Raw genomic sequence first — 12,124 nt, forward strand, 5'->3', positions numbered from 1 at the left:
CGAGGGCGCGACCGACTGGCGCCTGGCCGGTTGACCCGCGGTGCGCGGTGGGAGCTGAGCGACGATCATGGCCGCCACCGCGACGGCGAAGCCGCCGAGCTGGAGCGGGCTGAGCGCCTGCCCCAGCACCAGCCAGCCGAGCACGGCGGCGGTGAGCGGGCTCAGTGCCCCGAGGATGGAGACCTGGGTCAGCGGCAGCCGGGCCGCACCCCGGAACCACAGCGCGTACGCCAGCGCGCTGCCGACCAGCCCGAGCCAGGCGTACCCGAGCAGGGCCGGGCCGTCCGGTGCGGGCGGCGCTCCCTCGACGGCGACCGCGACCGGCGCGATGAGCAGGCCACCGGCGGTGAGCTGCCAGCTGGTGGCGGCGAGGCCGCCGATCCCGGCCGGGCGCCCCCACCGCCGGGTGAGGACCAGTCCGGTGGCCATCGCGGCGGTGGCGACGAGACCGGCGGCCACGCCGAGCGGGTCGGTGCCGGCGTCCGGCCGGAGCACGACCAGCGCGACGCCCAGCGGGGCGACCGCGGCGGCGAGCAACGCCCGGCGGTGCGGGCGGTCCCGCAGGGCGAGCACGGTCAGCCCGGCGACCAGCAGCGGCTGGACCGCGCCGAGCACCGCGGCGGTCCCGCCGGGCAGCCGGTACGCGGCGAGGAAGAGCAGCGGGAAGAACGCGCCGATGTTCAGCGTGCCGAGCACCGCGCTGCGCCACCACCAGGAGCCGTGCGGGGTGCGGCGGGTCACGGCGAGCAGCAGCAGGCCGGCGGGGAGGGCGCGCAGCGCCCCCGACCAGAGCGGCCGGTCGGCGGGCAGCAGCTCGGAGGTGACGAGGTAGGTGGTGCCCCAGGTGGCGGGGGCGAGGGCGGTCAGCGCGACGTCGGTGCCTCGGCGGCTCATCGGACGCTCGATTCTCTCGATGATAAGTAGCTTACTGCTAAGCTAATCACTGGCGAGTGAAGAAGGGAAGTGCGGCGTGCGGCACAATCCGGTGGTGACCGAGCGGGACGACGTCGACGCGATCGTCGAGCAGTGGCGGCGCGAACGACCCGGCATGCGACCCGAGCCGATGGCCGTCTTCGGCCGGATCTACCGGCTGTCCCGCCTGGTCGGTGACGCCCAGGAGAAGGTCTACGCCGGCTGGGGGATCAGCCGCGGCGAATTCGACGTGCTCGCCGCGCTGCGCCGCTCCGGTGCGCCGTACACGCTGGCGCCGAAGGCGCTCGCGGCCGGGCTGATGCTCACCTCCGGCGGGATGACCGGTCGACTGGACCGGCTGGAGCGGGGCAACCTGATCCGGCGTACCCCCGATCCGGCGGACCGGCGCGGGTTGCGGATCACCCTGACCGACGAGGGGCGGCGGGTGGTCGAGGAGTCGGTCGACGCCGGTCTCGCCGTGCAGCGGCGGATCCTGGACGCCCTGCCGGCGCGGGACCAGGAGCGCCTGGGTGACCTGCTGCGCGCCCTGCTCGCCGCCGCCGACCCCGGGGCCTGATCCCACCGTCGAGGCGACGTGCCGGAGGATGATCGTCGTCACCGACGGAGAGGACCGCCATGCCCGCCAGCGAACCGACAATCGTCGCCACCAGCATGGGCTACTCCCGCCGCAACCGCGGCCCCTGGGACGCCGCGCCCGGGCCGGTCTTCGACCTGATGGCCGAGCTGTCCGGCGCGGGCGAGCCGAGGATCTGCTATCTCAACCAGGCGGTCGGCGACCAGCCCACCTCGTACACCGTCTTCTACGGCGCCTTCGCCGGCACCCGGTACCGCCCCTCCCACCTGGCGCTGTTTCCGATGCCCAACGTCGACGACATCCGGGCCCACCTGCTCGGCCAGGACATCGTCTGGGTGGGCGGCGGCAGCGTCGCCAACCTCTGCGCGGTGTGGCGCACCCACGGCCTCGGCGACATCCTGCGGGAGTGCTGGGAGGCCGGCGTGGTGCTCGGCGGCGTCTCCGCCGGCTCGATCTGCTGGCACCTCGGCGGCGCCACCGACAGCTTCGGCCCGGAGCTGCGCGGCTTCACCGACGCGCTGGGCTGGCTGCCGTACGGCAACGGGGTGCACTACGACAGCGAGGAGCAGCGCCGGCCGCTGATGCACCGGCTGGTCGGCGACGGCACGCTGCCCACCAGCCACTGCACCGACGACGGGGTCGGGCTCGTCTACCGGGGCACCCGGCTGGTCGAGGCGGTCGCCGACCGGGCGGGCGCGGCCGCGTACGAGCTGAGCCGGGGCGCGGACGGCACCGTGCGGGAGACCCGGATCGAGCCCCGGCTGCTCACCGCCGGGACCCGGTGACCGGGCTCCCTATTCGGCCCCGGGTGGGGCTGGCTGCCCGGTCGGCCCGGCGGAGCGCGTAAGCTGGCTCGTCGTGAGTCTCACCATCGGCATCGTCGGCCTGCCCAACGTCGGCAAGAGCACCCTGTTCAACGCGCTGACCAAGAACGACGTGCTCGCGGCGAACTACCCGTTCGCCACGATCGAGCCGAACGTCGGCGTGGTCGGGCTGCCGGACGAGCGGCTGGGCAAGCTGGCCGAAATCTTCTCCTCGCAGAAGGTGCTGCCGGCGCCGGTGTCGTTCGTCGACATCGCCGGCCTGGTCCGGGGCGCCTCCAAGGGGCAGGGCCGGGGCAACGCGTTCCTGGCGAACATCCGGGACGCCTCGGCGATCTGCCAGGTGGTGCGGGCCTTCTCCGACCCGAACGTGGTGCACGTCGACGGCAAGGTCTCCCCGGCCGACGACATCGAGACGATCAACACCGAGCTGATCCTGGCCGACCTCCAGACCCTGGAGAAGGCGCTGCCCCGGCTGGAGAAGGAGGCCAAGCTCCGCAAGGACCGGGCCGCCGCCGTGACCGCCGCCAAGCAGGCCGTCGAGGTGCTCGACGGCGGCACCACCCTGTACGCGGGCGCCGCCGCCGCCAAGATCGAGCTGGAGCACCTGCGCGAGCTGCACCTGCTCACCACCAAGCCGTTCCTCTACGTCTTCAACGTCGACGAGGCCGAGCTGGGCAACGCCGAGTTCCTCGACGAGCTGCGGGCGCTGGTCGCCCCGGCCGAGGCGGTCTTCATGGACGCCAAGATCGAGTCCGAGCTGGTGGACCTGCCCGAGGACGAGGCCCGCGAGCTGCTGGAGTCGATCGGCCAGTCCGAGCCGGGGCTGGACCAGCTGGTCCGGGTCGGCTTCCGCACGCTGGGGCTCCAGACGTACCTGACGGCCGGCCCCAAGGAGGCGCGGGCCTGGACCGTTCCGGTCGGCGCGACCGCGCCGGAGGCCGCCGGGGTCATCCACAGCGACTTCCAGCGCGGTTTCATCAAGGCCGAGGTGGTCTCCTACGCCGACCTGGTCGAGGCCGGATCGATGGCGGCGGCCAAGGCCGCCGGCAAGGTCCGGATCGAGGGCAAGGAGTACGTCATGCAGGACGGCGACGTGGTGGAGTTCCGCTTCAACGTGTAAGGAGGGGCACCCTGTTAACGCATTCGGTATAGCAGGGGGCCCCTCTTAACAATGAGACCGGCCCTCCGCAGCGGCAGGCGTGCCGGCAGATGACGGATCCGGCGCGGAGATGATCAGCGGGTGCCGATCGCAAGCTGCGTGTTGACCTGACGCACCTGGCTCGGCAGCGTGAACAGGTCGATCAGGACACCCACCCCGAGGATGCCGAAGGTGAAAAGGTAGAGCAGGCCCCGTCCGATCTTGCCGAGGTAGAACTGGTGGCCGCCGAAGATGCCAAGCAGGAACCAGAACAGGTAGGCGATGCCGGTCTCCTTCTGGCGAACCTGCACGAGCATCGGTTGCGGCGAGGCGGTCGGCTGGGACATGGAGGTGCTCCTGATCTATAAGGCGGGTTCAGGCAGGGCCGGCGCGCAGGTGGTGGGTTGCCGGGCCGGCCGTGGTGCCCGATTCGGGTCATGCTTGCCGGGTGTCAAGCAATGCAGCCGACATTAGTGGGCAAGATCAATCCGGTGACATCGGCCGTAAGGGCCGCCGGACCCCAGAGAGCGGCGAGGCAAGATCATCCAGCAGGGTGGAAGGTGTGGACAGCCAGGCCGCATGGGCTGACTGCTCTACCGACGCCGGCCGAGGAAATTAGGCCCTGCCCCGAATGCGGGCACGCCGCGCAGGCCCACCCGAGGCAGGACCGTCGCGACCTCTCCATCTGTGCGGCCTGCATCCACGAGGAGGATGAAGGGCTACGCGATGCCGATGCCATGTGCGCCAGGGTCTTTACCGACGTTGCGGACGGGTGACGTCCTCCGCTTCAAGGTCTGGGCACGTCCAGGTCGCCTCCCGGTCAGGCGAAGACGAAGTGCACCTAGCGGTCCCGGTGGTGAGCATCGGTGCCGTACCGGGCGACCATGGTGCGGACGGCTTCTTCCACCACCGCGGTCGTGCGGGCGGGCGTCACCGTCCAGTCCGGGAGCAAGAGGTTCGGCCAGAACAGATAGTTGGAGATCATCCCGAGGAACTGCGTAGCGGCCAGTTCCGGGTCGGCGATGTCTGCGGCGCCCGCGTCGCGCTCGGCCAGCAGGTAGATCCGGACGGACTCGAAGTACGGCATCTTGCCCTGCGCGAAGTGTGCCTTGGCCAGCTCGGGGAAGCGTGGCAGTTCGGCGATGACGATGCGAAACAGGTCGGTCATCTCCGGCTGGCTCAACAGCGTCGCGTAGCGCCGTCCCAGCACGGTCAGGCCGGCCGTCAGGTCACCGGCGGGCGGCACGTCGGCGACGTCGTTCTCGGCCCACGAGGCGATGACGATGGCATCGAACAACGCTGCCTTGGTCGGGAACTGCTTGAACAGCGTCGCCTTCGACACGCCGGCACGGTCGGCGATGCGGGCCAGTGATGCCCGGTCGTAGCCCAACTCGAGGAAGAGCTCGGTGGCGGCCCGGACGATGAGCGCGCGCTTCTCCTCCGCCACGCGCTGGTGATAGGCCGACGGCGCTGGGGTCATCCGCCCATCATAGCGAGGTGAGTGGGTTGACTCACCATTCGCGAGAGCGTAGCGTCGGCGTGGTGAGTCGTCCGACTCACCACCCGGTTTCCGGGTGGTCGTCCCTCGTATCCATTCGGAGGAAACCGATGTCCCGCTTCGCCGATCAGACCGTGCTCGTGACCGGTGGCACCGGTGGGCAGGGGGCCAGCCACGTTCGCGCCCTGCATGCCGAAGGCGCCAACGTCGTCATCGGTGACATCGATGCCGAGGGTGGTGCCGGCCTCGCCGCCGAGCTGGGAGCCGGGGCGCTTTTCGTCCGCCTCGACGTGTCGCAGGAGGAGTCGTGGTCCGCCGCCGTCGCGGAGGCCGAGAAGGCCTTCGGTGCGCTCACGATCCTGGTCAACAACGCCGGGGTGCAGAACCCACCGGCCCTCATCGAGTCCACCGACCGGGCCACCTGGGCTCGCATCCTCGACATCAACCTCACCGGCACCTTCCTCGGCATCAAGGCAGCCGCCCCGGCGCTGCGGCGCGCGGGGGGAGGATCGATCATCAACATCGCCTCCACCATGGGCCTCGGCGGCACCGCCCTCTACGCGCCCTATGTCGCCAGCAAATGGGCGGTTCGAGGGCTCACCCGGACCGCTGCCCTTGAGTTGGGCCGCGACAACATCCGCGTCAACGCGATCCACCCCGGCGTTGTCGCCACTGCGTTCATCACCGAGCCGGCGGCGGGCAGCGACGCCCCGATCGCCGACTTCTACTCGCCCGAGCCGTTCGCCGTCCCGCGACTCGGGCAGCCCGCCGACATCACCGCGCTGCTGTTGTTCCTTGCGTCGCCGCACGCGGCCTTCGTCACCGGCGCCGAGTACGTCATCGACGGGGGGCTGCTCCTCGGCCCCGCATTGCAGAAGGAAGCCGCATGAACCCCGCAGACAGCGCCCGTGACCCGCTGGCGCACCTGCCGGACGAGATCAGGCGGGCCATCGAGATCACGCCGGCGGCCGGAACCCGCGAGCGAATCGTGGACATCACCACCACTGGCCGGCGTACCGGACGACCCCGGCGCATTGAGATCTTCTTCTATCGCGCCAACGGCGCAACCTATCTGTGCAGCGGGGCGGGCGGCGGCGCGACCAGTTGGTACGCGAACCTACGAGCGAACCCCGCCTTCACCTTCCACCTCAAGAACGGCATCAGCGCGGACCTGCCGGCGCGCGCGACCACCGTCACCGATCCCACGGAACGGGCCGCAGTGCTCGCGGCCATCGTCGACGACCTCAACCAGCCCCACGACCCCGGCACCATCAGGCCGACCCACCCAGACGACTGGGCCGCCAGCAGGCTGATGCGGATCGACTTCGACTGAGCTGCCGCTGAGCACGTCCTGCTCGCCGCCCGGTCAGGCGAACACGAAGTGCTGGTGACCGGGGAGGGTCGCCGCGCCGATCGTGCCGAGCAGGTGACGGTCGGCGTCCAGCCGGTAGGCGCACGGCCAGTAGGCCTGGCAGTCCCGGCAGCGCCGAGCGTCGTCGTCACACTGCCGGTGCCGCGCCGCCAGGTTCTGCCAGAGTTCGAGGTCGTTGTCCATTCCGTTCTGATACCCCGTGAACGGCCCGGTCAGCCCTTTTTCCGGCCCAATTGTCGGACGGACCCTCCCGACGGAGACCGGCGGCTCAGGAGAAGCCGAGGACGGGGTGCGGCCGGTAGGGGCCCTCCAGCGTCTCGTTCTCGTCGTCGGTGAGGTGCAGGTCGAGGGCGGCGACCGCGTCGGTGAGGTGGTGCGGCTTGGTCGCGCCGACGATGGGCGCGGTGACGCCGGGCCGGTCGGCCAGCCAGGAGAGCGCGACCTGCGCGCGGGGTACGCCACGGGCGGCGGCCACGGCGGCGACCGCGTCGACGACCCGCCGGTCGTCGTCCTCGGTGGCGGCATAGAGGGTACGGCCGAACTCGTCGGTGCCGGACCGGTCGGTGGTCTCCGCCCAGTCGCGGGTCAGCCTGCCCCGGGCCAGCGGGCTCCACGGGATGACCCCGACGCCCTGGTCGGCGCAGAACGGCAGCATCTCCCGCTCCTCCTCCCGGTAGAGCAGGTTGTAGTGCGGCTGCATGGACACGAACCGGGTCCAGCCGTGCGCGTCGGCGAGGAAGAGCGCCTTGGCGAACTGCCACGCGTACATCGACGAGGCGCCGAGGTAGCGCACCTTGCCGGCCTTGACCAGGTCGTGCAGCGCTTCGAGGGTCTCCTCCAGCGGGGTGACGTGGTCCAGCCGGTGGATCTGGTAGAGGTCCACGTAGTCGGTCCCGAGCCGGCGCAGGCTGTTGTCGATCTCGGTCATGATGTGCTTGCGGGAGAGGCCGGCGCCGTTCGGTCCGGGCCGCATCCGGCCGTGCACCTTGGTGGCGATGACCACCTCCTCGCGGCGGGCGTACTCGTTGAGGGCCCGGCCGACGATCTCCTCGCTGGTGCCGTCGGAGTAGACATTGGCGGTGTCGAAGAAGTTGATCCCCGCCTCGATCGCCTGGCGGATGAACGGGCGGGCCTGCTCCTCCGGCAGCGACCAGGGGTGCGGGCCGCGGTCGGGCACGCCGTAGCTCATGCAGCCGAGGCAGAGGGCGGACACCTCGAGGCCGGTGGATCCGAGGGTGGTGTAGCGCATCAGCGGTGACTCCGTTCCGGTCGCGTCCTGAATCCCCTACCCGGCGAGCGCCGGGGCGAACACGGTCTCACTAGGATGCGCACATGTCGCGGCCGGTGATCTTCGACCTCTTCCATACCCTGATTCACGGTGCCGACGAGGAGCGCGACCGGGTGGTCGGCGAGATGGCGGTCATGGTCGGGGTTGCCCCGGCCGCGCTGGTCGCCGCGTACCACGCCACCTGGCGGGACCGGCTGGTCCGATGGGACGTGGAGGAAACCGTCCGCATCCTCGCCGGACGTCTCGGCGGCGCACCCACCGACGACCAGGTGACCCGGGCCGGTGAGCATCGGCGAGCCCTCGGGCGCCGGGTGTTGGACAGTGTCTCGGCCGCCACCCTGGGCATACTCGACGCGCTGCGCGACGACGGGCATCCGCTGGCCCTGATCAGCAACGCCACCTCGGACACTGCCGAAGCGTGGCCGCGGAGTCGGCTCGCCCGGCGGTTCGACGTCGCGGTCTTCTCCTGCGATGTCGGTCTGTCCAAGCCGGACCCGGCGATCTATCGGCTTGCCGCCGAGCGCCTGGGCGTCGGGCCGGCGGAGTGCGTCTTTGTCGGCGACGGCGCGGACGGTGAGCTGGCCGGGGCGGCGGCGGTCGGTATGACCGTCTTCCGCACCATGGAGCACAACGACACCGACCCCGGTTGGGACGGGCCGGCTTTCGCTACCCTCGGTGAGCTGTCCGGGCTGCTCCGGCCAGGCTCAGTCGAGCAACCAGCGGTGTAGCTGCGTGCCGTACGGGGCCAGGGCGAGCACTGCCAGCGCGACCCACGCTCCCGTGCCGACGACGAGCCCGCCGAAGGTCTTCCGGTCGCCGACCCGCCGGGCCCGGGCGAGTGCGGCCGCCCCGAGGATCACCGTCAGGAAGGCGACGGGGTAGACGAACATCGCCACCACCCGACCGAGTTCGAAAACCCAGAGCAGCGGGTTCCACACCGAGTCCGGACCGACCGGCGGGAGGGAATCCTTCGGGTCGCCCAACCGCTCCAGCCCCGGGTCCCACACCGCCGGGAGATCGTTGACGCGCAGCGCGGCGACGAGCAGCACGCCAAAGCTGCCGATCAGACACATCACCAGCAACAGCAACTGCGCGGACAGCACCACGCGGCCGCCGCGCGAGGCGGCCGAGACCTGATCCGGTCGACTCATCGGCGCGACTATCCTCCGTTCGGGACAGGGGTGGGCTCGGCGTGCGGGCGGGCCGGGGCGGCCCGGGTCAGCAGGTGGCTGAGCGAGGCCAGCAGCAACCCGAGGGCCAGACCGCAGAAGGTCAGGGCGAGGTCGCTGTCGGCGCCGTTGACCGGCGGGTTGCCCGCCACCACCGTCATCGCGCTGCCGACCCCCATGCCGATCAGGTAGAGGGCGGCGAACGCGGGAAGCAGCGCCGCGCCACTGACGATCGCCACGGGGAGCAGTCGGGTCGGCGGGACGTCCCGGGCCGCCGCCACGGCGAGCGTGGCGCCGACGAACATGGCGGCCATGCCGAGCGGGTTGGCCCCGCCGTCGCCGCCCACGGCGAGCCAGGCGCCGAGCGCGGCCACCCCGACGAAGACGGCCACCCGGCGCACTTGGGCGGTGGTGCGCACGACGAGCGCGAGGGCGGTGACCACGAACATCACCACCAGCGCGGCCTTGAGGACCGCCAGCGCGTTCTCGACCGCGACCTGATCGGGTGCGGTGACCGGCTCGTCCCACGGCGTGCTGACCAGCATCGTGGTGACCGACAGCAGCGCGGCGACCGTCGCCGTCACGTGCCCGGCCAGCGGCGACCCGTCGGCACCGGCGGACGCCCGGTGCGCGAGGACGGCGGTCGCGGCGAAGACGGCGAGCCCGCCGGCCGCGAGCCACGCCGCGGTGGTGCCACCGGCCACGTCGATCCGGTCCAGCCACAGGTCCGCCCCGAGCCAGCCGACGGTGGCGACCCCGCCGACGGCCAGGCCGCGCGGATCGCTCCGACAGATCAGGAGTACGCCGCCGAGGGCGAGCAGGATCGCCAGCTGGCGGATGTCCCGCGGCCAGTAGGTGTTGTTACTGGCCAGCTCGGGCAGCGTCGCGCCGGTGGCGCTGTCGGTCCAGAACCCGTCCGGCTGCATGAACGGCTGATAGATCGCCGCGGCCAGCGCCCAGGTCACCGCGCCGGTGACACCGGCCAGCGCACCGACGGCGATCCGCCACTTTCGCCCCATGCCTCGTCCTCGCCGTCAACGGGTGTCCCGACCGGACGGTCACCGGTCCCGGACATCTGACCACGTTCGACCGGCCGGCGCTGCCCCCTTGGGCGGGGAGCGCGGTGTCAGGCGACGCAGAATTCGTTGCCCTCGGGGTCGAGCATGACGATGTGGCCCAGCTCCGGGCCGTAGGACTCCTCGCGTACGACGGTCGCCCCGTCCCCGGCGAGCTCGGCGGCCTTGGCGCGGATGAGCCGCTCGCGCTCGGCCGGGTCCCAGGGTGGTTTCCCGGCCGGGCGGATGTCGATGTGCAGCCGGTTCTTGGCGGTCTTGCCCTCGGGCACCCGCAGGAAACCGATGGCCGGGCCCACGCCGGCCGGATCAACGATCGAGGCGCCGTCCGGGTCGTCGTGGCCCGGCTCGATCACATAGCCGAGCGCCCGCGCCCAGAAGGCCGCCAGGCGCTGCGGCTCCTCGGCGTCACCGCCGAGGGTCCAGTGTGTCGCCATGACGGCACGCTACCGGGGAAACGGGCAGCCGGCACAGGCCGGAAGTCAACGCGCGGCCGGCCGCAGTTCGGCGAGCAGCGCCTCGACGCGACGCCGGATGTCGTCGCGGACGTCGCGGACCACGTCGAGCGACTGCCCGGCCGGGTCGTGAGCTGCCAGTCCTCGTACCGTTTGCCGGGAAAGACCGGGCAGGTGTCGCCGCAGCCCATGGTGACGATGACGTAGCTGCCGACCTCGACGGTGTCGCCGGCGAGGTGGCGCAGCCAGCCGGCGGCCATCTGCTACCGGCCGGCGTTGTGTACGCAGACGAACAGGACGGTGGGCTTGTCGCTCATGGGTTTCTCTCCGGTCAGCCCGCTCCCGGAGTGCTGCTACGCCCTCCAGGACAAGGTCTGGGTACGCGGTCCGGGCGACGAGCGCTGGGAGGTGTACGTGGTCAAGGGCGACGCCGACCGGCTCGACAAGGGCACCGACGGCGACTGCCGCTGCGGCGAACCGGTCGGGGCCGCCGCGGGCGGCTGCTGCTGACCGCCATCCCGCCCGGGACGATCGTGCGAGAGTCGCCAACCATGGTGACGCGGGAGCGGTCGCGCGAGGCCGGTGCGGTGATCGACACGGTGGCCGGGTGGGCCGCCGGCCATGAGGACGTACGCGGGGTGGTGCTCGTCGGTTCGTGGGCGCGCGACGCCGCGCGGATGGACTCCGACCTGGACGTCGTCGTCCTCACCGGCCAGCCGGGCCGCGCCGATCCGGCGGTGTGGGCCGGCCTGCTCGGCGGCGAGGTGATCCGCCTGGCGGACTGGGGCCCGTTGCGCGAGATCCGGTTGCGGCGCCCGTCCGGTTTCGAGGTGGAGGTCGGCGTGGTGCCGCTGAGCTGGGCGGACACCGACCCGGTGGACCCCGGCACGGGCCAGGTGATCAGCGACGGCCACCGCATCGTGTACGACCCGGTCGGCCTGCTCGCCGCGCTGTCGGCCGCCTGCCAACGGTGACGCCCGGCCGGGCGAGGTAGGTCGCGGCCGGTGGCGCTCGGTGCGGTGCTTCTCGCTGCGTCGTCGCTCGGCTGCCGGAGCTGACGTCCGGCCGGGCGTGGCCGGCGTGCCGGGCTGTTACGTGCGGGCCGGGCCGGGCGTGTCAGGCGGGGCGTGTCGGGCCGGGGGATGGGGCAACCGCATGAGCGTGATACCTCTGAGTCATATTGATGACTGAGAGGTATCACGCTCATTGGGGTCTGCTCCCGCTCCGGCATCACTGTCGGTGAGTGTCGCTGCCTTCCATCGGGGGGCGGTCGGTCAGCGCTCGGGCCGGGTCAGCTCCACCTCGTCGCCGGGCAGCAGCTCGACGTCGCCCGTCGGGCTCCGCACCTCCAGGACCGGCACGCCCTCGTCGAGCTGCATCGCCCGCCGCTCCCTGCCGTTGGGCATCCGCGCGACCACCGACGCGCCGGGCGTCAGCTCGACCGTTCTGCGTTGCGGTGTCTCTCGCACGCGGGTGCCGAGCGGACGGCTAGTGGTGACCAGGCCCTCCGACCTCAGTAGCGCGATCGCCATCCGGACCGCGTCCCGGCCGATGCCGTGCTCCTGGCTGAGCGACATCTCGCTGCCGACATTCGCGCCAGCGGGCAGCTCACCGGATTCGATCCGTTCCCGGATCAGCTCCGCGAGCTGCACGTATACGGGCGTGTGCGAATACGGATCGATGGCCATCCTCAAAGCCTTGTTGCCCTATGGCTACTAGCTATAGTGGGGTTGTGGCAACATTGCCACCTTGCTAGGTTGGGTGTAGCGAACCGTTCTCGCCCGGTAACCCTGCGGGTTC

Annotated in this window: 15 protein-coding genes and 3 pseudogenes; 8 read left to right on the forward strand and 10 right to left on the reverse strand. The window is 71.5% G+C overall.

From position 1 onward, the window contains the following. Positions 1-120: 120 nt before the first annotated feature. Positions 121-894 (reverse strand): annotated as a pseudogene (locus tag K7640_RS21255) (EamA family transporter); the annotation flags it as partial. Between the two features lie 76 nt (positions 895-970). On the opposite strand from K7640_RS21255, the gene K7640_RS21260 reads away from it, so the two are divergent. From K7640_RS21260 to ychF, 3 genes are all read left to right on the forward strand, one after another. Beyond that, entirely contained in the window at positions 971-1,489 is a 519-nt protein-coding gene (locus K7640_RS21260; RefSeq protein ID WP_308042624.1) for a MarR family transcriptional regulator, read from the forward strand. Between the two features lie 59 nt (positions 1,490-1,548). Beyond that, positions 1,549-2,292 carry a peptidase E gene (locus tag K7640_RS21265; protein ID WP_222956633.1) on the forward strand — a complete coding sequence of 248 codons (744 nt, stop codon included), beginning with the start codon at positions 1,549-1,551 and terminating at the stop codon, positions 2,290-2,292. Between the two features lie 73 nt (positions 2,293-2,365). Next, positions 2,366-3,451, forward strand: a complete 1,086-nt coding sequence (gene ychF / locus K7640_RS21270) for a redox-regulated ATPase YchF (RefSeq protein ID WP_222956634.1) — start codon at positions 2,366-2,368, stop codon at positions 3,449-3,451. A gap of 113 nt (positions 3,452-3,564) precedes the next feature. Here the strand turns inward: ychF and K7640_RS21275 are convergent, their stop codons facing one another. Together K7640_RS21275 and K7640_RS21280 are read right to left on the reverse strand one after the other, a co-directional pair. Then, complete coding sequence (locus tag K7640_RS21275) at positions 3,565-3,816, reverse strand: TM2 domain-containing protein (protein WP_255609642.1); 252 nt, start codon at positions 3,814-3,816, stop codon at positions 3,565-3,567. Between the two features lie 494 nt (positions 3,817-4,310). Next, positions 4,311-4,949, reverse strand: a complete 639-nt coding sequence (locus tag K7640_RS21280; protein WP_222956635.1) for a TetR/AcrR family transcriptional regulator — start codon at positions 4,947-4,949, stop codon at positions 4,311-4,313. 128 nt (positions 4,950-5,077) lie between these two features. Here K7640_RS21280 and K7640_RS21285 point away from each other — a divergent pair, with 128 nt between their 5' ends. Together K7640_RS21285 and K7640_RS21290 are read left to right on the forward strand one after the other, a co-directional pair. Next, complete coding sequence (locus K7640_RS21285; protein ID WP_222956636.1) at positions 5,078-5,857, forward strand: SDR family NAD(P)-dependent oxidoreductase; 780 nt, start codon at positions 5,078-5,080, stop codon at positions 5,855-5,857. Then, positions 5,854-6,300: a nitroreductase/quinone reductase family protein gene (locus tag K7640_RS21290; protein WP_222956637.1), complete on the forward strand. Its 447-nt coding sequence runs from the start codon at positions 5,854-5,856 to the stop codon at positions 6,298-6,300. The genes K7640_RS21285 and K7640_RS21290 overlap by 4 nt, the downstream gene beginning before the upstream one ends. Before the next feature lie 33 nt (positions 6,301-6,333). On the opposite strand, the gene K7640_RS21295 is transcribed toward K7640_RS21290, so the two are convergent. Together K7640_RS21295 and K7640_RS21300 are read right to left on the reverse strand one after the other, a co-directional pair. Continuing rightward, positions 6,334-6,522, reverse strand: coding sequence for a hypothetical protein (locus K7640_RS21295; RefSeq protein ID WP_222956638.1), 189 nt, complete (start codon positions 6,520-6,522; stop codon positions 6,334-6,336). Between the two features lie 85 nt (positions 6,523-6,607). Further along, the gene (locus K7640_RS21300) at positions 6,608-7,588 is read right to left on the reverse strand and encodes an aldo/keto reductase (RefSeq protein WP_222956639.1); all 981 of its coding nucleotides are present in this window, start codon (positions 7,586-7,588) and stop codon (positions 6,608-6,610) included. A gap of 83 nt (positions 7,589-7,671) precedes the next feature. Here K7640_RS21300 and K7640_RS21305 point away from each other — a divergent pair, with 83 nt between their 5' ends. Next, positions 7,672-8,355, forward strand: a complete 684-nt coding sequence (locus K7640_RS21305; RefSeq protein ID WP_222956640.1) for an HAD family hydrolase — start codon at positions 7,672-7,674, stop codon at positions 8,353-8,355. On the opposite strand, the gene K7640_RS21310 is transcribed toward K7640_RS21305, so the two are convergent. The 4 genes and pseudogenes from K7640_RS21310 to K7640_RS30325 all read right to left on the reverse strand — a co-directional run bounded on the left by K7640_RS21310 (position 8,332) and on the right by K7640_RS30325 (position 10,584). After that, positions 8,332-8,778: a hypothetical protein gene (locus K7640_RS21310; RefSeq protein ID WP_222956641.1), complete on the reverse strand. Its 447-nt coding sequence runs from the start codon at positions 8,776-8,778 to the stop codon at positions 8,332-8,334. The genes K7640_RS21305 and K7640_RS21310 overlap by 24 nt on opposite strands. An 8-nt stretch (positions 8,779-8,786) precedes the next feature. Then, positions 8,787-9,815, reverse strand: a complete 1,029-nt coding sequence (locus tag K7640_RS21315; protein ID WP_222956642.1) for a hypothetical protein — start codon at positions 9,813-9,815, stop codon at positions 8,787-8,789. 107 nt (positions 9,816-9,922) lie between these two features. Beyond that, the gene (locus tag K7640_RS21320; RefSeq protein ID WP_222956643.1) at positions 9,923-10,306 is read right to left on the reverse strand and encodes a VOC family protein; all 384 of its coding nucleotides are present in this window, start codon (positions 10,304-10,306) and stop codon (positions 9,923-9,925) included. Between the two features lie 45 nt (positions 10,307-10,351). After that, positions 10,352-10,584 (reverse strand): annotated as a pseudogene (locus K7640_RS30325) (hypothetical protein). An 85-nt stretch (positions 10,585-10,669) separates the two neighbouring features. On the opposite strand from K7640_RS30325, the pseudogene K7640_RS21325 reads away from it, so the two are divergent. Both K7640_RS21325 and K7640_RS21330 read left to right on the forward strand, forming a co-directional pair. Further along, positions 10,670-10,834: pseudogene (locus K7640_RS21325) on the forward strand (glyoxalase/bleomycin resistance/dioxygenase family protein); the annotation flags it as partial. A gap of 41 nt (positions 10,835-10,875) precedes the next feature. Beyond that, positions 10,876-11,298, forward strand: a complete 423-nt coding sequence (locus K7640_RS21330) for a nucleotidyltransferase domain-containing protein (RefSeq protein ID WP_222956644.1) — start codon at positions 10,876-10,878, stop codon at positions 11,296-11,298. 300 nt (positions 11,299-11,598) lie between these two features. Here the strand turns inward: K7640_RS21330 and K7640_RS21335 are convergent, their stop codons facing one another. Continuing rightward, a complete protein-coding gene (locus tag K7640_RS21335) occupies positions 11,599-12,012 on the reverse strand; it encodes a winged helix-turn-helix domain-containing protein (protein ID WP_222956645.1) in 414 nt (137 codons plus the stop codon). Positions 12,013-12,124: the final 112 nt, after the last annotated feature.

The sequence above is a fragment of the Micromonospora sp. PLK6-60 genome (genome assembly GCF_019890675.1).
Classification (GTDB): domain Bacteria; phylum Actinomycetota; class Actinomycetes; order Mycobacteriales; family Micromonosporaceae; genus Micromonospora.

Coding starts and splice junctions, on each gene's coding strand:
- K7640_RS21285 (WP_222956636.1), top strand. CDS start 5,078: ATGTCCCGCTTCGCCGATCAGACCGTGCTCGTGACCGGTGGCACCGGT.
- K7640_RS21335 (WP_222956645.1), bottom strand. CDS start 12,012: ATGGCCATCGATCCGTATTCGCACACGCCCGTATACGTGCAGCTCGCG.
- K7640_RS21275 (WP_255609642.1), bottom strand. CDS start 3,816: ATGTCCCAGCCGACCGCCTCGCCGCAACCGATGCTCGTGCAGGTTCGC.
- K7640_RS21280 (WP_222956635.1), bottom strand. CDS start 4,949: ATGACCCCAGCGCCGTCGGCCTATCACCAGCGCGTGGCGGAGGAGAAG.
- K7640_RS21290 (WP_222956637.1), top strand. CDS start 5,854: ATGAACCCCGCAGACAGCGCCCGTGACCCGCTGGCGCACCTGCCGGAC.
- K7640_RS21320 (WP_222956643.1), bottom strand. CDS start 10,306: ATGGCGACACACTGGACCCTCGGCGGTGACGCCGAGGAGCCGCAGCGC.
- K7640_RS21315 (WP_222956642.1), bottom strand. CDS start 9,815: ATGGGGCGAAAGTGGCGGATCGCCGTCGGTGCGCTGGCCGGTGTCACC.
- K7640_RS21305 (WP_222956640.1), top strand. CDS start 7,672: ATGTCGCGGCCGGTGATCTTCGACCTCTTCCATACCCTGATTCACGGT.
- K7640_RS21295 (WP_222956638.1), bottom strand. CDS start 6,522: ATGGACAACGACCTCGAACTCTGGCAGAACCTGGCGGCGCGGCACCGG.
- K7640_RS21310 (WP_222956641.1), bottom strand. CDS start 8,778: ATGAGTCGACCGGATCAGGTCTCGGCCGCCTCGCGCGGCGGCCGCGTG.
- K7640_RS21300 (WP_222956639.1), bottom strand. CDS start 7,588: ATGCGCTACACCACCCTCGGATCCACCGGCCTCGAGGTGTCCGCCCTC.
- K7640_RS21265 (WP_222956633.1), top strand. CDS start 1,549: ATGCCCGCCAGCGAACCGACAATCGTCGCCACCAGCATGGGCTACTCC.
- K7640_RS21330 (WP_222956644.1), top strand. CDS start 10,876: ATGGTGACGCGGGAGCGGTCGCGCGAGGCCGGTGCGGTGATCGACACG.